Source organism: Thioclava sp. DLFJ5-1 (assembly GCF_002020115.1).
GTDB classification, from domain to species: domain Bacteria; phylum Pseudomonadota; class Alphaproteobacteria; order Rhodobacterales; family Rhodobacteraceae; genus Thioclava; species Thioclava sediminum.
Window position 1 is genome coordinate 152527 of the sequence record NZ_MPZU01000007.1, and the last position, 17502, is coordinate 170028.

General features: G+C 64.9%; 16 protein-coding genes. 10 read left to right on the forward strand and 6 right to left on the reverse strand.

The window, feature by feature from the left end; genetic code table 11:
• Positions 1–113: 113 nt before the first annotated feature.
• A complete protein-coding gene (locus BMI86_RS18980) occupies positions 114–893 on the forward strand; it encodes an NERD domain-containing protein (RefSeq protein WP_078542729.1) in 780 nt (259 codons plus the stop codon).
• Here the strand turns inward: BMI86_RS18980 and BMI86_RS18985 are convergent.
• The 6 genes from BMI86_RS18985 to pepN all read right to left on the reverse strand — a co-directional run bounded on the left by BMI86_RS18985 (position 879) and on the right by pepN (position 8346).
• Positions 879–1589 carry an alpha/beta hydrolase gene (locus BMI86_RS18985; RefSeq protein ID WP_078542730.1) on the reverse strand — a complete coding sequence of 237 codons (711 nt, stop codon included), beginning with the start codon at positions 1587–1589 and terminating at the stop codon, positions 879–881. The two genes, BMI86_RS18980 and BMI86_RS18985, sit on opposite strands and share 15 nt — an antisense overlap.
• Before the next feature lie 97 nt (positions 1590–1686).
• Positions 1687–2430 (reverse strand): alpha/beta hydrolase, encoded by a 744-nt coding sequence (locus BMI86_RS18990; protein WP_078542731.1) that lies wholly within the window; start codon positions 2428–2430, stop codon positions 1687–1689.
• 72 nt (positions 2431–2502) lie between these two features.
• Positions 2503–3474: a DUF808 domain-containing protein gene (locus BMI86_RS18995; RefSeq protein ID WP_078542732.1), complete on the reverse strand. Its 972-nt coding sequence runs from the start codon at positions 3472–3474 to the stop codon at positions 2503–2505.
• Between the two features lie 142 nt (positions 3475–3616).
• Positions 3617–5134 carry an Asp-tRNA(Asn)/Glu-tRNA(Gln) amidotransferase subunit GatB gene (gatB, locus tag BMI86_RS19000; RefSeq protein WP_078542733.1) on the reverse strand — a complete coding sequence of 506 codons (1518 nt, stop codon included), beginning with the start codon at positions 5132–5134 and terminating at the stop codon, positions 3617–3619.
• Between the two features lie 86 nt (positions 5135–5220).
• Positions 5221–5634 (reverse strand): hypothetical protein, encoded by a 414-nt coding sequence (locus BMI86_RS19005; protein WP_078542734.1) that lies wholly within the window; start codon positions 5632–5634, stop codon positions 5221–5223.
• Positions 5635–5775: 141 nt separating this feature from the next.
• Positions 5776–8346 (reverse strand): aminopeptidase N, encoded by a 2571-nt coding sequence (gene pepN / locus BMI86_RS19010; RefSeq protein WP_078542735.1) that lies wholly within the window; start codon positions 8344–8346, stop codon positions 5776–5778.
• Positions 8347–8667: 321 nt separating this feature from the next.
• Between pepN and BMI86_RS19015 the strand changes: the two genes are divergently transcribed.
• The 9 genes from BMI86_RS19015 (at position 8668) to BMI86_RS19055 (ending at position 17420) form a co-directional block, all read left to right on the forward strand.
• Positions 8668–9000, forward strand: coding sequence for a hypothetical protein (locus BMI86_RS19015; protein WP_078542736.1), 333 nt, complete (start codon positions 8668–8670; stop codon positions 8998–9000).
• Positions 9001–9167: 167 nt separating this feature from the next.
• Positions 9168–11333: a malate synthase G gene (locus BMI86_RS19020; protein ID WP_078542737.1), complete on the forward strand. Its 2166-nt coding sequence runs from the start codon at positions 9168–9170 to the stop codon at positions 11331–11333.
• A complete protein-coding gene (locus BMI86_RS19025; RefSeq protein ID WP_078542738.1) occupies positions 11330–11752 on the forward strand; it encodes a heme-binding protein in 423 nt (140 codons plus the stop codon). Before BMI86_RS19020 ends, BMI86_RS19025 begins: the two co-directional genes overlap by 4 nt.
• A 133-nt stretch (positions 11753–11885) precedes the next feature.
• Positions 11886–13631 carry an arginine--tRNA ligase gene (gene argS, locus BMI86_RS19030; protein ID WP_078542739.1) on the forward strand — a complete coding sequence of 582 codons (1746 nt, stop codon included), beginning with the start codon at positions 11886–11888 and terminating at the stop codon, positions 13629–13631.
• A 74-nt stretch (positions 13632–13705) separates the two neighbouring features.
• Positions 13706–14752, forward strand: a complete 1047-nt coding sequence (locus tag BMI86_RS19035) for an SPOR domain-containing protein (protein ID WP_078542740.1) — start codon at positions 13706–13708, stop codon at positions 14750–14752.
• On the forward strand, positions 14752–15753 hold the full coding sequence (nagZ, locus tag BMI86_RS19040; protein WP_078542741.1) for a beta-N-acetylhexosaminidase: 1002 nt from the start codon (positions 14752–14754) through the stop codon (positions 15751–15753). The genes BMI86_RS19035 and nagZ overlap by 1 nt, the downstream gene beginning before the upstream one ends.
• A complete protein-coding gene (locus BMI86_RS19045; RefSeq protein ID WP_078522820.1) occupies positions 15746–16528 on the forward strand; it encodes a ScpA family protein in 783 nt (260 codons plus the stop codon). Before nagZ ends, BMI86_RS19045 begins: the two co-directional genes overlap by 8 nt.
• Positions 16525–17190: an SMC-Scp complex subunit ScpB gene (gene scpB / locus BMI86_RS19050; RefSeq protein ID WP_078542742.1), complete on the forward strand. Its 666-nt coding sequence runs from the start codon at positions 16525–16527 to the stop codon at positions 17188–17190. The genes BMI86_RS19045 and scpB overlap by 4 nt, the downstream gene beginning before the upstream one ends.
• 14 nt (positions 17191–17204) lie before the next feature.
• Complete coding sequence (locus tag BMI86_RS19055; protein WP_078542743.1) at positions 17205–17420, forward strand: hypothetical protein; 216 nt, start codon at positions 17205–17207, stop codon at positions 17418–17420.
• Positions 17421–17502 lie beyond the last annotated feature (82 nt).

Consider the following 17502-nt stretch of genomic DNA (forward strand, 5'->3'; position numbering starts at 1 on the left):
AGTTTCAGAAAAGCGCTGCTTCGGCAGCGCTTTTTTATTCGCGACTTCGCCATCGTTTTGACGGGTTTCGGCGCATGATCGGAAAATCACTTTGATTTTTTGAGACCGAGATTATGGACGCATTGTTTTTCCCCGTTGTGCTGCTTCTCCTCCTCTTAGTTGCGATCGTAAAATCCCCCCGTTTCAAGGGGTTCATCGGAGAGGTTTACGTCAGCAAAGGACTTAAGAAACTAGCTGAAGAGAGGGGCATGCATCTCTTCGATGATGTGACTCTGCCCGTGAAGGACGGGACAACGCAGATCGATCATGTCCTCATATCGCGGAGCGGCGTGTTCGTGATCGAGACCAAGAACATGAGCGGCTGGATATTCGGTGCCGAGAGGCAATCTCAATGGACGCAGGTTCTCTATAAGAAAAAGACCAAGTTTCAGAATCCGCTGCGGCAAAACTACAAGCACATCAAAGCGATCGAAGAGTGTCTTGGTGTAGACGGCCGCAAGGTTCAGGGGGTTATCGTCTTCGTTGGTGGGGCGGTGCCGAAAACCGAGTTTCCTTCCAGCGTTCACTGGCGGCGGAACTCGATGCTCAGCTTTCTGAAGTCTCCGCACCAAGTGATACTCACCGAGAGTGAGGTCGATGCGCTATGTCAGGCGTTGGCAAGCCGGCGGTTCGAGCGGGGTTTGCGGACCACGCAGCAGCACATCAAGAACGTCAGGACGCGAGTGGAAGCGCAGGCTTCGACAGATGCGTGCCCGCGATGCGGATCCGCGATGGTCGAGCGCCGTAGCAAGAAAACGAATGACGTCTTCCTGGGCTGCACGAATTTCCCGAAATGCCGTGGGACCCGGAAAGTCGAAGCGTCCAAAGTTGTTGCGTTCTCACGCCAACAATAACGGTGCCTCCAGCCAGTCGCGCAGGTTCTGGGTGATCTTCTCGGGTTGCTCGAGCGGGCTGAGGTGGCCTGCGCCGAGGATCAGGCGGAATTCGGCGTGCGGCATCAGCTCGGCGAGGAATTCGTGGCGGCGGGGCGGGCAGATCTTGTCGTATTCGCCGCACATCAGCAGCGCGCGGGTTTTCGTGGCGCGCAGCGTGCGTTGCAGGTCGGGGCGGCGCATCAGGGCGCGCGATTGCGCCTCGAACCTGTCGGCGCCCAAGCCTGCCGCCATTTCCAGCATCATCGCCTGAATCTCGGCGCGGCCGGGACCGGGAGCAAGGCTCTCGGCGGGGATTTCTTCCAGCATCATCTCGTCGAGCCGCCCGGTGAGCGCCTTCACGATCCGAGTCTCGCGCGCGGCGGCGATCTGCGGCATCTCGGGCAGGGGAGAGACGTCGAGCAGCGCGACCTGGCTCACGCGGTCGGGCGCGCGGCGCAAGATCTCGATTGCGACCACCGCGCCCAGCCAATGCCCGACCAGCGCGAATTGCGGCGGGGCTTCGTCGAGCACGGTCTGCGCCATCTCCTCGATCGTCGCGCCACGCAGCCGCGCCACCATCACCGAGCGCTCGGAGGACAGTTCCTGCAGCGGGTGCCAGAACAGCCGTGCGTCGCACATGAATCCGGGTAGAAAGACCAGCGGGTCGCTTGGCATCGCTCGAAACCTCAATCGCGGCGCGTTTTCGCGCTTCTCGCGTCGAGTGTGCCGCAAGGGCCGAGGTCAAGCAAATCGAAATGCCGCAAGCAGCGGATCACAGCCGGGCCAGCACCTCCGCCAGCGCGGTCTCGATCAGCGCGAGGCAGTCCGGGTCCGAGAAGCGGTGATCGGCGCCCTTCACCAGGGTCAGGCGCATGTCCGCGCCCTCGGCATGCTCGAGCAGCCGGATCGCGGTCTCGGTGCTGACGGCCTCGTCGGCGGTGCCTTGCAAGAAGCGCGTGGGGAAGGGCAGCGCCAGCGGGCTGCGCAGCACCAGCCGCTCGCGGCCCTCGTTGATCAGGCGGCGCGTGATGACATAGGGCTCGCCGTAATCCGACGGAATCGCGATGGAGCCTTCGCTCTCAAGCTTGTGCCGGGTTTCCTTGTCGAAGCTCGCCCAATAGCCGTCCTCGGTGAAATCGGGGGCGGCGGCGATGGTGACGAGGCCTGCGACTTTCTCGGGGTGTTCGCGAGACATCAGGAGCGAGATCCAGCCGCCCATCGAGGAGCCCACGAGGATCTGCGGGCCTTCGGTCTTGGCCATGATCACGTCGCGCGCATCCTCGAACCAGTCGCCGATCGCGCCGTCCTCGAATGCGCCGTCCGAGACGCCGTGGCCGGAATAGTCGAAGCGCAGGAAGGCGCGGCCTTCGCGCTTGGCCCAGTCCTCGAGCGCCAGCGCTTTCGTGCCTTCCATGTCGGATTTGAACCCGCCGAGGAACACCACGCCCGGCCCTTCGCCCGGCGTCAGGTTATAGGCGATGCGGCGGCCTTCTTGGGTCTCGAAATACTCGGTCATCTGCGCTCCGTGAAATCTGTTCGCGCCCAGCCTAGCGAGCGGCGCGGGTGGCCTCAACCTGTCCGCTTGCGCTCAGTGTGCGGGCTTTTCCTTGCCGGTGACGGCGCGGTAGATCGGCTGGATGATCCGGGTGACGACCGGGATCAGGACGAGCCCGTAGATCAGCCCGAAGATGCCGTCGAAGAACGCGGTGACGGCCCAGCTGACGAAGCCTTCGGCGGTGCCTGCAGCATGGGCTGCGGCCTCGGCCTGATGGTGGATCCAGTCGTAGGGCGCGTGCCAGCCAAGCTCTGCCAGACCGTGCAGCACGATATTGCCGCCGACCCAGATCATCGCGGCGGTGCCGACGATCATCAGGGTCTTCATCAGCCACGGCATGACTTTCACCATGCCGCGCCCGAAGGCTCGGGTCGCAGCAAGGTTCGCGTTCTCGGCCAGCCAGAGCCCCGCATCATCGGCTTTCACGATCAGCGCGACCGAGCCATAGACCACCACCGTCACGCCGATCCCGATGATCGCAAGCGCAATCGCCTCCATCCAGATCGGCTGGCCCGAGGGCAGGGCGGCGAGGCCGATGGTCATGATCTCGGCGGAGAGGATGAAATCGGTCTTCACCGCGGCTTTGACGCGCTTTTCCTCGAGATGGTCGGCGGTCTCCGCCGCGACATGGCCTTCGGCATCGGGCTCATGCGGTTTGAACAGGTGATAGACCTTCTCCGCGCCCTCGAAACACAGGTAAGAGCCACCCAGCATCAGCAAGGGTGTGATCAGCCATGGCGCGAAGGCAGAGAGCAGCAGCGCCGCTGGCAGCAGGAAGATCAGCTTGTTCTTGATCGAGCCGAGCGCGATTTTCCCCACGATCGGCAATTCGCGGGCGGGCTTGAAGCCGTGGACATATTTCGGCGTGACGGCGGCATCGTCGATCAGCGCGCCGGCTGCCTTGGAGCCCGCCTTGGCCGCCTGACCTGCCGCGTCGTCGATCGAGGTCGCCGCCACCTTGGCGATCCCCGCCACGTCATCCAGCAATGCCAGCAAGCCACTCATCGCAAACCCTTCCTAATCACGCCCGCGTGAGCCTAGGGCGCATCTCCCCAAGCCACAAGCGCGAAGACTTGTTCCCGAATTCTTTCCGGGCGGACATGAAAAAGGCGCCCGAAGGCGCCTTGATCGGATTGGTTTGAAAGGCTTACAGCCCCAGCTTCTGCGCGACGATCTGGTTGACCGCCTTGGGGTTGGCCTTGCCGCCCGAGGCCTTGATGACCTGACCGACGAACCAGCCAGCCAGCTTGGGGTTGGCCTTGGCCTTCTCGACCTGATCGGGGTTCGCGGCGATCACCTCGTCCACGGCGGCCTCGATGGCGCCGGTATCGGTGACCTGAATCATGCCGCGCTCTTCCACGATCTTCTCGGGGTCGCCGCCTTCGGTATAGACGATCTCGAAGAGGTCCTTCGCGATCTTGCCCGAGATCTTGTCCGACTTGATGAGCCGGATGATCGCGCCAAGCTGAGCGGCATCGACCGGGCTCGACGTGATGTCGTGGTCTTCCTTCTTCAGGCGACCGAACAGCTCGTTGATGACCCAGTTCGCGGCGAGCTTGCCGTCACCGGCCTCGGCCACCACGGCCTCGAAGTAATCCGCGTTCTCGACCTCTGCGGTCAGCACCGAGGCGTCATATTCCGACAGGCCCAGCTCCTTGACAAAGCGCGCTTTCTTCTCGTCGGGCAGTTCCGGCATCGAGGCGCCGATATCGTCGACCCATGCCTGCTCGATTTCCAGCGGCAGCAAGTCGGGGCAGGGGAAGTAGCGGTAATCATGCGCCTCTTCCTTCGAACGCATCGAGCGCGTCTCGCCCTTGTCCGGATCGTAGAGGCGGGTTTCCTGCACCACTTCGCCGCCGTCCTCGACGATGGCGATCTGGCGACGGGCCTCGTATTCGATGGCCTGTTGGATGAAGCGCATCGAGTTCATGTTCTTGATCTCGCAGCGCGTGCCGAGATGGCTGAAATCCTGCGTTTCCTGATATTTCTCGTAAGCGCCCGGTTTGCAGATCGAGACGTTCACGTCCGCGCGCAGGTTGCCGTTCTGCATGTTGCCGTCGCAGGTGCCCAGATAGCGCAGGATCTGGCGCAGCTTGCCGACATAGGCGGCCGCCTCTTCGGGGCCGCGGATGTCGGGGCGCGAGACGATTTCCATCAGCGCCACGCCGGTCCGGTTGAGGTCCACGAAGGACATATGCGGATCCATGTCGTGGATCGACTTGCCCGCATCCTGCTCGAGGTGGATGCGCTCGATCCGGACCTTGCGGGCGACGCCCGGGCCCATATCGACGATGATTTCGCCCTCGCCCACGATGGGGTGGTAGAGCTGGCTGATCTGGTAGCCCTGCGGCAAGTCCGGGTAGAAATAGTTCTTCCGGTCGAAGGCCGAGCGCAGGTTGATATCGGCCTTGAGGCCCAGCCCGGTGCGCACGGCTTGCGCCACGCAGAACTCGTTGATCACCGGCAGCATGCCGGGCATCGCCGCGTCGACGAAGGCCACGTTCGAGTTCGGCTCTGCGCCGAATTTGGTCGAGGCGCCCGAGAACAGCTTGGCTTTCGAGGCCACCTGTGCGTGGACTTCAAGCCCGATCACCAGCTCCCAATCCGATTTGGCACCGGCAATGACCTTGGGTTCGGGGGCTTGGAATTCGAGATGGTCGAGCATGTCCACATCCTGTCAGTAAAGGCTTGGGCAAGCTTCTAGGACAGGGCAGGGGCGGGAGCAAGAGGGCGACCGCCCCGGATTGGGGATCAGACCACCGGCACCCCATAGGATTCGAAAATCGCGCTGAGCCGGTCGAGCGGCGGCGTGGCCTCTCGTGGCAGGTAGGCGCGGCGCCCGTCGCGCAGCGTGACCATGCATTCGTCGCCCGCAAGCTTGCGCCGCCGCAGCCGCGCCGAGTCGATCTGCGCAAGCGGGAACGTGCCCAGTTGCCGCCCGTTGCGATAGACCTCCATTCGCGCAGGCGTGATCCGCAGCAGCCCCGAGCGGTTGCGCATCAGCTTGTACAAAGTGAGGGCGAGATAGGTCCACGCAGCGACGTGAATCCAGGTCGTCGCGGTCAGTTTCATTGCGCTGTAAAGCAGCGCCATCCCGAAGGCGAGGGCGAGATAGCCTCCCGCCCGGCGGGCTTGGTGTCGGTATTCAAATTCATTGTCGTCCATGGTCGAGCCCATCCGCGAAATTGCGTAACGCCCGCAAGGCGCGGGCGTCCGCGTTTCGTAGCTCGCGAACCCGGCACGGATGGGCCGAAAATACGGCCAATCCGTGGTGAGATGGGCGCGCCTGCGGGCGCTGAGCGGAAATCAGCTCAACAGACGCTGCGTCATCTCCGACAAGTCGCGGCTGAGGCCTGGCTGGGCGTCGATCCGTTCCAACTCGCTGCGCATCTTGTCGCGCCGGCCTGCGTCATACCGAGTCCACGTCTCGAAAGCGGTGGACATGCGCGCTGCGACCTGCGGATTGACCGGATCGAGCTTGAGCAGCCAGTCGGCATAGAAGCGATAGCTCGCCCCGTCCGCGCGGTGGAAGCCCGCGTGATTGCCCGACAGCCCCGCCATCAATGCCCGGAAGCGGTTCGGCGTCTTCCATGTGAAGAGCGGATCGCCGGTCAGCGCCTCGGCGCGCTCCAGCGCCGTCTCTGGCGGGCAACTGGCAAGCTGGACGAGGAACCACTTGTCCATCACCAGCCGGTCGCCCTGCCAGCGCTCGCGGAATTCGGCCATGGCGGCGGCGTCCTGCCCGGTCTGCACCAGAGCTGCGAGCGCGCCGAGGCTTTCGGTCATGTTCTCCGCCGAGGCGAAAAGCGCCCCCGCCCGTGCCCCGCCGTCGATGCGGTTCAGGAGTCGCAGGACCGCAAGGCGCAGCGCGCGCGGACCGGCCTGCTCGGGATCGGAGCTATAGGGGCCTGTCGCTTCGGTGCTGGTGAAGATTTCGGCCAGAAGCGTCTTATGCGCAGTCGCCAGATCGCGGGCGAGCCCTTCGCGTGCCGCGTAGATCGCCGCCGGATCGGGCGTCTCGCCCTGATCGTAGAGCGCCTGCGCGATGCTGTCCTCGGAGGGCAGGTTCAGGCACAGCGCACGGAAGGCGGGATCGGCGGTCTCGTCGCGCAGCAGCGCCCCGATCGCATCGGAGAAGGACGTGTCGGTTTCCTGTCCCAGCACCCGCCCGATCAGCACTTTCTGGGCCAGCGCGCGGCCGGCTTCCCAGCGGTTGAACGGGTCGCGGTCGTGGGTCAGCAGGAAGGCCAGCTCGGACGTGTCGGCGTCGCGCTCTAGCCGCACGGGGGCGGAAAAGTCGCGCAGGATCGAGGGCACCGGGCGCGTCGCGAGCCCGTCGAAGGTGAAGCTCTGTTTCGCCTCGGTCATCTCCAGAACAGTGGAGGGCACGACCTCGTCGCCATTCTCGGACAGAAGGCCGACCTCGATCGGAATGTGGCGGGGAAGTTTCTCCGGCTGGCCGGGCGTGGGGCGCGTTTCCTGTTCGAATTCAAGCGTATATGTGCCGTCCTTGAAGCTGTCGCGCACCCGCAGGGTCGGCGTGCCCGCATCGGTATACCAGCGCTTGAACTGACTCAGATCGCGGCCCGAGCTGTCCTCGAAGACCTTCAGCCAGTCTTCGATCGTGCAGGCCTGCCCGTCATGGCGCTCGAAATAGAGGTCGAGCGCGGCGCGATAGCCCTCTTGCCCAAGCAAGCGATGCAGCATCCCCACGATCTCGGCGCCTTTCTCATAGACGGTCGCGGTGTAGAAGTTGTTGATCTCGCGGTAATGATCGGGGCGCGGCGGGTGCGAGAGCGGGCCGCGATCCTCGCGGAATTGCCGCCCGCGCAGCGAGAGGACGTCGTCGATCCGCTTCGTCGCATGGCCGCGCATGTCGCCGGTGAACTGTTGGTCGCGATAGACCGTCAGCCCCTCTTTCAGGCACAGCTGGAACCAGTCGCGGCAGGTGATCCGGTTGCCGGTCCAGTTGTGGAAATACTCATGCGCGATGATGCCCTCGATGCGTTCGTAATCGGCATCGGTCGCGGTCTCGGGCGAGGCGAGAACCCATTTGGAGTTGAAAATGTTCAACCCCTTGTTCTCCATCGCGCCCATATTGAAGTCATCGACGGCGACGATGTTGAAAATATCCAAGTCGTATTCGCGCCCGTAAGCCTCTTCATCCCAGCGCATCGAACGGTGGAGCGCCTGCAGCGCGAAGTCGCAGCGGTCCTCGTCGCCCGGACGGACCCAGATATTCGTCGCGACCTCGCGGCCGGACATCGTGGTGAATGTGCCCGAATGCGCGCGCAGATCGCCTGCGACCAGCGCGAAGAGATAGGCGGGCTTGGGCCACGGATCGACCCATTCGGCATAGCCGTCGCGGCTCTCGACGAGATCGCCATTCGCCAGCAGCACCGGCTGGTCGCCGGTGATCGTGACGTGGAAGCGCGCCATCACGTCGGGGCGGTCCGGGTAGAATGTGATCTTGCGGAAGCCCTCAGCCTCGCATTGCGTGCAATACATGCCGTTGGACATATACAGCCCTTCCAGCGCGGTATTCTTCGACGGCGCGATCCGGGTGACGGTCTCCAGCGTGAAGGGCTGAGACGGCAGAACATGCGCCGGGATCGTCAGGCCCGTCTTTGTCAGTTCGTAGTCGTCAGGCGTCAGCGCGCGCCCGTCCACTGCGACCGAGACAAGCTCCAGATCTTCGCCATCGAGTTCCAGCGCGGCCGCCTCTTGCCGGGGCGAGAAGGAAAGACCCGCGCGCACTTCGGTCGCGTCCGGGTCGAGCGTGAAATCAAGCCGCACGGTCTCGAGGGTGAAGGGGTAGGGGCGGTAGTCGCTCAGGCGCTTGGCAGGGGCGTCGGCAGCCGTCAGTTCAGCGGACATTCTAACGATATTCCTAATTAACTTCGGGTTATTTCAGGTGGCGCGCGCCCGTGCGAAAGCAAGTTCGCCTTTGCGTGAGCCGCGCCTCTGATGTTTGGCGGGCGCGACCCGGTCTTGGCGTCGCAGTCCCGCAGCTGGCGGAACAGTATCTGGCCCGCTCGGGGTTTTCAAAGCGGTTTCGCGGACCGCTCTGAGAGACGCGTGGCAGGCCGGACGAACCTGAAGCGGGTGGGTTGCGTTACCTGAGGTGAACGGGGCGGCTTGGCGCTAGGTCGCGACCGCCCCGACATGGAATTTGGAAAGATGGAAGGAGGACATCCGATGTCCACACCCGACACCAATGTGAAGACCCAGAAGAAAAGACACGCCCCCGCCCTGATCGGCATCGCGATCGTCGCGGTGCTGGGCGTGGCGGTGATCCTGGTCTGGATCGCGATGGCCACAGATACCTCGGAGCCCGCGGCAAGCGATGCAAGTCAGGCCGAGGTCACGACGCAGCCCGCGCCGGAGACCGAGGGTGTCGTGCGTTCGGAGCCGCCGGCGAAGCCGCTGGACGGGGCTGGCCTGTCGACCACGCAAGCGCCCGAGACGACCGGCGTCGGCACTGTTGAAAGCAATGGCGACGCGACGGAGGCCGACCCGATCCAGCAGTGAGCTCGGACGGGTCGCGCGCGGCTGCATCGCTCCCGTTTCCGTGAGCCGCTGGCCTTTTTACGCCCTTTCACCGTCTTAGCGTCTTCCCGCCCGCGACAGGCAATCCGCTGGACATTCACGCTCAGCGGTTTCATCTAGTACGCGTCTAAGAAAACCGGGAGGGCACAATGGCACAGCGGGTCGCACGTAACGAACTGCAGGTGGCGGTCGAACTGGCCGCCTTCATCGAGGATCAGGCTTTGCCGGGAACCGGCGTCGCGCCGGAGCGCTTCTGGGAGGGGCTGTCGGACCTGCTGCATACGCAGGGCCAGAAGAACCGAGCGCTGCTGGAGACGCGCGAGGCGATCCAGTCCAAGCTCGACGACTGGCACGCGCATCACCGCGCCGAAGGCTTTGATTTCGAAGACTATAAATCCTTCCTGAAAGAGATCGGCTACCTCCTGCCCGAAGGCGACGACTTCAAGATCGAGACGCCGGAAACCGATCCCGAATTCGCCACCGTCTGCGGTCCGCAGCTCGTCGTGCCGATCACCAATGCGCGCTATGCGCTCAACGCGGCGAATGCGCGCTGGGGCAGCCTTTACGATGCGCTTTACGGCACGGATGCGCTTGGCGATCTGCCGCAGCGCAAGGGCTATGACCCCGAACGTGGCGCCCGCGTGATCGAGCGTGCGAAGGCATTTCTCGACGAGGCAGTGCCGCTTGCAGGCGGCAGCTGGACCGGCGTGACCGCGCTGCGTGTCGAGAACGGCGTCTTCTTCGTGGAGAACGCGGTGGGCGAAACCGGGCTGGCCGATCCGGCGCAGTTCCTCGGGTTCAACATCTCCGACGAGGGCGCGCTGTCCGAAGTTCTGCTGGAAAATAACGGTCTGCATCTCGTGATCGAGATCGACCCGACGACCGAGGTCGGTCAGGCCGATCCTGCCGATATCGCCGATGTCATCCTCGAGGCCGCGATCAGCACGATCATGGATTGCGAGGACTCGGTCGCCTGTGTCGATGCCGAGGACAAGGTTCAGGCCTATGGCAACTGGCTGGGCCTGATGAAAGGCGATCTGCGCGAAAACGTCGTGAAGAACGGCGAGAAGACGGTCCGGCGGCTTGAAGGCGATTACCAGTTCACCGGCGGCGGTGGCGAGAAGATCACGCTGAAGGGCCGCTCGCTGATGCTGGTGCGCAATGTCGGCCACCTGATGACCACGCCCGCGATCCTGACCCGCGACGGCGAAGAGGCATTCGAGGGGCTGATGGACGCGATGGTCACCACGCTTTGTGCGATGCATGACCTCAAGAAGACCGAAGGCCCGCGCAACTCGGTCACCGGCTCAGTCTATGTGGTGAAGCCGAAGATGCACGGCCCCGAAGAGGTCGCCTTCGCGACCGAGATCTTCGACAAGGTCGAAGAGGTTCTGGGCCTGCCGCGCTACACCGTGAAGCTGGGCATCATGGACGAGGAGCGCCGCACCTCGGTCAATCTCAAGGAATGCATCCGCGCCGCGAAGAACCGCGTGGCCTTCATCAACACGGGCTTCCTCGATCGCACGGGCGACGAAATCTACACCTCGATGCAGGCCGGTCCGATGCTCGCCAAGGGCGAGATGAAGGGCCAGCCGTGGATCGAAGCCTATGAGGATCGCAACGTCGATATCGGGCTGGCCTGCGGGCTGGCGGGCAAGGCGCAGATCGGCAAAGGCATGTGGGCGATGCCCGACCGGATGGCCGATATGCTCGAGGCCAAGGTCAATCACCCGCTGGCGGGCGCGAACTGCGCCTGGGTGCCGTCGCCGACGGCGGCCACGCTGCATGCCACGCATTACCACAAGGTCGATGTGAAGCGCCGCCAGCAGGAGATCGCCGCGATGAACCGCCCGGCGCGGCTCGACGATCTGCTGACGATCCCGCTCGCACGGGGCAAGAACTACTCGGAAGAGGAAATCCGCACCGAGATCGAGAACAACGCGCAAGGCATCCTCGGCTATGTCGTGCGCTGGGTCGATCAGGGGGTGGGCTGCTCGAAGGTGCCCGACATCCACGACGTCGGCCTGATGGAAGACCGCGCAACCTGCCGGATTTCCAGCCAGGCGATCGCGAACTGGCTCGAGCATGGGCTGGTCAGCGAGGGTCAGGTGATGGAGGCGCTGCGCAAGATGGCCAAGGTCGTCGACCGCCAGAACGAGGGCGACCCGAACTACCGCCCGATGGCGCCCGGTTATGACGGATTCGCCTTCCAGGCGGCGTGCGATCTGTGCTTCCTGGGCACGGTCCAGCCCTCGGGTTATACGGAACCGGTGCTGCATCAGCGTCGCCTGCAAGTGAAGGAGGAACGCGCATGATCACGCTCGAACAAGCGCAGAAGATGATCGACACCGCGCTGGCGCAAGGTGTGGAAGATGGGCTGAAACCGCTCTCGGCGATCGTGCTGGATGCGGGCGGCCACCCGCTGGCTTTCGCGCGCGCCGATGGCGCCGCGCCGGGCCGGTTCGAGATCGCGCGCGCCAAGGCTTACGGTGCGGTGATGCTGGGCATGGGCGGCAAGGCGCAGATGGCGCGGGCTGAGGCGCAGGCCTATTTCATGGCCGCGGTGAACGGCATCTATGACGGCAAGACCTGCCCGGTGCCCGGCGGCGTGCTGATCCGCGACGAGAGCGGGGCGGTGATCGGCGCGATGGGCGTCACCGGCGACACCTCGGACAATGATGCGAAAGTGGCCGTGGCCGGGATCGAGGCTGCGGGCTTCACCGCCGAAGACTGATCCTCTCGCAAGGTTCGATTTCGGGCGGTCCGGCAGGCGATGCCGGGCCGCCCGCGTCGTCTCTGCTCCCGCTCGGGCCATTGACGCGCCCGGCGCGCTCTGGCAGGGGAGAGCGCAAATAAGGACAATGAGAATGCACCTGTTTTCCGACATCCGCGCCGCGGTGATTGCGGCACTCGATCAGATGGTTTCCGAGGGCGCGCTGCCCGAGGGGCTGGACTACGCAAACGTCGCGGTGGAGCCGCCGCGCGATCCGCTGCATGGCGACATGGCGACCAACGCCGCGATGGTGCTGGCCAAGCCCGCCAAATCGAAGCCGCGCGACATCGCCGAGACGCTGGCGGGCAAGCTGGCCGCAGATGACCGGATCGTCAGCGCCGATGTGGCCGGTCCCGGCTTCATCAACCTGCGCCTCGATCCCAAGGTCTGGGCGGATGTGACCCACGCCGTGCTGAAAGAGGGCGCGGATTACGGGCGTTCCGATCTGGGCAAGGGCGTGAAGGTCAACGTGGAATATGTCTCCGCGAACCCCACCGGCCCGATGCATGTGGGCCATACGCGCGGCGCGGTCTTCGGCGATGCGCTGGCGAGCCTGCTGGACTTCGCGGGCTACGACGTCACGCGGGAATATTACATCAACGATGGTGGCGCGCAGGTCGATGTGCTCGCCCGCTCCGCCTATGAGCGCTATCGCGAAGCCTGTGGCCTCGAGCCGGAAATTCGCGAGGGGCTTTACCCGGGCGATTACCTGATCCCGGTCGGCGAGGCGATCAAGGCGAAGTATGGCGAGAGCCTGCTCGACAAGCCCGAGGAAGACTGGCTCGAAGATATCCGCGAATTCGCGACCGAGCAGATGATGGAGATGATCCGTGGGGATCTCGCCTGTCTCGGCGTGAAGATGGATGTGTTCTCCTCCGAGAAGTCGCTCTACGGCACCGGCCAGATCGAGGCCGCGCTCAAGCGGCTCGAGGATCTGGGCCTGATCTACGAGGGCGTGCTCGACCCGCCGAAGGGCAAGCTGCCCGAGGATTGGGAGGAGCGCGAGCAGACGCTGTTCCGCTCGACCGAATATGGCGATGACGTGGACCGTCCGGTGAAGAAGTCGGATGGCTCGTGGACTTATTTCGCGCCCGATATCGCCTATCACTGGACCAAGATCGACCGCGGTTACGACCTGCTGATCGACGTCTTCGGCGCCGACCATGGCGGCTATGTGAAGCGGATGAAGGCGGCCGTGGCTGCGCTGTCGGATCGCAAGGTGACGCTCGACATCAAGCTGATCCAGCTGGTGAAGCTGTTCAAGAATGGCGAGCCCTTCAAGATGTCGAAACGCGCGGGCACGTTTGTCACGCTGCGCGACGTGGTGGAGCAGGCGGGCGCCGATGTGACCCGTTTCCACATGCTCACCCGCAAGAACGACGCGCCGCTGGATTTCGATTTCGACAAGGTGCTGGAGCAGTCCAAGGACAACCCGGTCTTCTACGTGCAATATGCCCATGCCCGGGTCTGCTCGGTGCTGCGCAAGGCGGCGGAGGCTGGCTGGGACATGTCCGACGCACGTCTGGCCGAGGTCGACCTGTCCGGCGACTGGCATCCGTCCGAGCTGGAACTGGTCAAGAAGATCGCCGAATGGCCGCGTCTTCTGGAGATCGCGGCGCGTGCGAACGAGCCGCACCGGGTGGCTTTCTACCTCTACGATCTTGCCTCGGACCTGCACAGCCTGTGGAACCGTGGCAATGACGAGCCGGCCCTGCGCTTCCTGCAGGATGGCAATGAGGCCGCATCGGCGGCGAAAATCGCCCTTGCCCGTGCCAGCGCCGTTGTCATTTCCGCCGGTCTTGGTATTCTTGGCGTGACCCCGGCTGAAGAGATGCGATAAACGCACGCCGCCGGGAACAGGCAAATTCCGGGTCAACCGGGCAAGGCCGGGCAACCGGCGGCGAGGCGACGAGCATGACGACCTACGACTACCGCGAGAGTGGGGGTTACGGGCATGAACACCCGCAGCCCCATTACGCGCATCCCGAAGATCCCGCTCCTGAACGTGCGCCACGCGTCGTGTCGCGCTGGGTCAATGTGGCCGGCGCGCTGACATCGGTCGCGATGATCGCGGGTCTGGTGGTCTGGGGCTACAAGCTGGCGATGCGCGACCTCAACGGCGTGCCGGTGATCCGCGCGATGGACGGGCCGGCCCGGATCGCGCCCGAGGACCCGGGCGGCGAACTTGCGCGCCATACCGGTCTGGCCGTGAACGACGTCGCTGGCACGGGGCAGGCGGCGCCTGCGCCCGAGAAAGTGACGCTCGCGCCCAGCCCGGAAGGCTTCACCGACGACGACAAGCCGATGGGCGAGCTGGCGGCAGAGGCCAAGGTGGCAGGCGCTGAGGCCGACGCTGCGTCCAATCCGGCCGTAGAGGCCGCGATCGCCGCGCTCGAGCCTGCCGCGCTCAATGCCGATCCCTCTCAGGTGAAGGACGCGCCCGACATTCCCGTCAAGCCCGCGCTGATGAGTCCGGCCATGCCCGAGACGCGCCCCGACGCGGTCGCGCAGGAGGCCGCGCCTGAAAGCGAAGCGGTCAGCGGCGTGATCCCGGCCTCAGTGCCGGGCGTCTCGCGCTCGCCGCGCCCGCAGGCCAAGCCGATGCGCGATCAGCTTCTGGCGGCGGCGCTGGAGCAGGCGGTGACGAAGCAGATGTCGGCGGGACAGGCCGAGAAAGGTGTCGTCGATCTCGATCCGTCGGAACTGTCCGCAGGCACGCGCCTCGTGCAGCTTGGCGCCTTCGACACTGAGGCCGCGGCCAAGGGCGAATGGGACCGCATCGCCAAGCGCTTCGACGCGCTGATGTCCGGCAAGAAGCGCGTGGTTCAGAAGGCCAGCTCCGGTGGGCGCGATTTCTATCGCCTCCGCGTCGCGGGCTTTGACGACGTGACCGAAGCGCGCCAGTTCTGCGCCGCCCTCGTGGCCGAGCGGCAGAACTGCATCCCGACGCAGGCGCGCTGATGGGCGTCGCCGCGATCTTCGGCTGCGAGGGGACCGAGCTCTCCGCGCGTGAACGCGATTTCTTCCGCGAGGCCGACCCGTGGGGCTTCATCCTGTTCTCGCGCAATATCGACACGCCTGAGCAGGTCGCACGGCTGACCGATGCGCTGCGCGGGGCCGTGGGGCGCGATGCGCCGGTGCTGATCGATCAGGAAGGCGGACGGGTGCAGCGGCTGCGCGGTCCGCAATGGCGCGAATGGCTGCCGCCGCTGGAACAGGCGAAGCGGGCAGGGGCGCAGGCGCCGCGCTCGTTCTGGCTGCGATCGCGGATCATGGCCGAGGAACTGCGTGCGGTCGGCATCGACGTGAACTGCGCGCCCACCTGCGATATCGCGGGGCTTCTGACCCATCCGTTCCTGCAAAACCGTTGTCTGGGCAAGGATGCGGCCACCGTGATCGCCAATGCCCGCGCCACCGCCGACGGGCTGCTGGCGGGCGGCGTGCTTCCAGTCATCAAGCATATTCCGGGCCACGGCCGTGCGATCTCAGACAGCCACAAGGACCTGCCCGTGGTCGAGGCCTCCAAGGCCGATCTGATCGCGAGCGATTTCGCACCCTTCAAGGCGCTCTCCGATCTGCCGCTGGGCATGACTGCGCATATCCGTTTCACCGCGCTCGATGACGCCCCCGCGACGCAGAGCGCGAAGATCATCAAGATGATCCGCGAAGAGATCGGCTTCGGTGGGCTGCTGATGAGCGACGATATCGGGATGGAGGCGCTGGCGGGTGGCTTCGGGACACGCACAGCTGCCGCGCTGGCGGCGGGCTGCGATCTGGTGCTCCATTGCAAGGGCGACATGCCCGCGATGGAAGAGGTGGCGATGGCCGCTCCGGCGATGAGCGAGGCGGCAAAGGCGCGCGCCGAGGCCGCGCTGGACCGGCGCTTGCCGCCCGAGACAGTTGACATGGCCGCGCTCGATGCCGAACTTGAGGCACTCTTGAGCGGCGGCATGGATGAGTGACACCGAAAATCTGTTCGACTCGCAAACGGTAGCGGATCGGCTTCAGGCCGAGGCGCTGATCGTCGATGTCGACGGGTTCGAAGGCCCGCTCGACCTTCTTCTGACGCTTTCGCGCAGCCAGAAAGTCGATCTGCGCAAGATCTCCGTGCTGCAACTGGCCGAGCAATATCTGGCCTTCGTTGACCGCGCCAAGGCGCTGCGTATCGAGTTGGCCGCCGATTACCTCGTGATGGCGGCGTGGCTCGCCTTCCTGAAATCGCGGCTTCTGCTGCCGCCCGACCCGGAGGCCGAAGGCCCCTCGGCGGAAGATCTGGCAGAACACCTCGCCTTCCAGCTGGAACGCCTGCAGGCGATGCGCGAGGCGGCGGCGCAGCTGATGGCGCGCGACCGACTGGGGCGCGACACCTTCGCGCGCGGCATCTCGGAAGAGGTCGAGCGCGTCCGCAAGGTCACCTATTCGGCCTCGCTGATGGACCTGATGCAGGCCTATGCGCGCATCCGCACGCGCGATGAGTTCCGCCCCTACGCGTTCGATCGCACCAATGTTTTCACGATGGAGGAGGCGCTGGACCGGATGCGCGGGCTGATCGGTTTCGCGGGCGGCTGGTCGGAGCTGACCACCTTCCTCCCCGACGGCTGGACCGCCGATCCCAAACGCCGACGCTCGGCCACCGCCGCGACCTTCGCGGCCTCGCTGGAGATGGCCAAGCAGGGCCAGATCGAGCTGCGCCAGAGCGATACGTTCCAACCCATTTCGATCCGGAAGAAGACATGAGCGACGAACCGGAACAGACTGAAGAAAAAGAAGAAACCCTTTTCGCGGCGCCACCTATCGCCGAGCAGGAGCGGATGGTCGAAGCGATCCTCTTCGCCTCTGCCGAACCCGTCCGCATCCGCGAGATGGAAGAGCGGATGCCGCATGGCTGCGACCCCGCCGAGGCGCTCGTGCATCTGCGCAAGCGCTACGAGGGGCGTGGCGTGCGGGTGGTGAAGGTCGGCGACGCCTGGGCGGTGCGCACTGCGCCCGATCTCGCCTTCCTGATGCAGAAAGAGACGGTGGAGGAGCGCAAGCTGTCCCGCGCCGCCGTCGAGACGCTCGCGATCATCGCCTATCACCAACCGGTCACCCGCGCGGAGATCGAAGAGATCCGCGGCGTCGCCGTCTCGCGCGGCACGATCGACCAGTTGCTGGAGATGGAATGGATCCGCTTCGGCCGCCGCCGGATGACGCCGGGCCGTCCCGTCACCTTCGTCGTGACGCAGGAATTCCTCGACCAGTTCAGCCTCGAGAGCGCCCGCGACCTGCCGGGCCTCAAGGAGCTGCGCGCCGCCGGTCTGCTGGACTCGCGCCCCCTTCCGGGTGCAGGTTCGGATGACGACGAGGAGGGCGAGGAGGACGAGGCCCAGACCGGCCAATCCGAATTGTTCGAGGATTGACAGGGGGATATCCGATGAACTTCAACCAGATTATCAACATGGTCATCCGGATGTTCCTGCGCCGCGGGATCAACTGGGGGATCAACAAGGGCGTCGGCATGGCCTCGAAGCGGGACGGCAAGGGCAAAGCTCAGGGCCCGATGACGGCGCAGGAGCGCAAGCAGGCCCAGACCGCGCGCGACGCGGTGAAGCGGGCAAGGAAGGCGGCGCGGATCACGCGGCGCATGTGAGGGGCTCCGGCAGCTCGCGACGCGGCAGCTTTGCGGACAAAGTAGCCATTCGCCGCGAAAGCCGAACCTCCCGAAGAGGTCC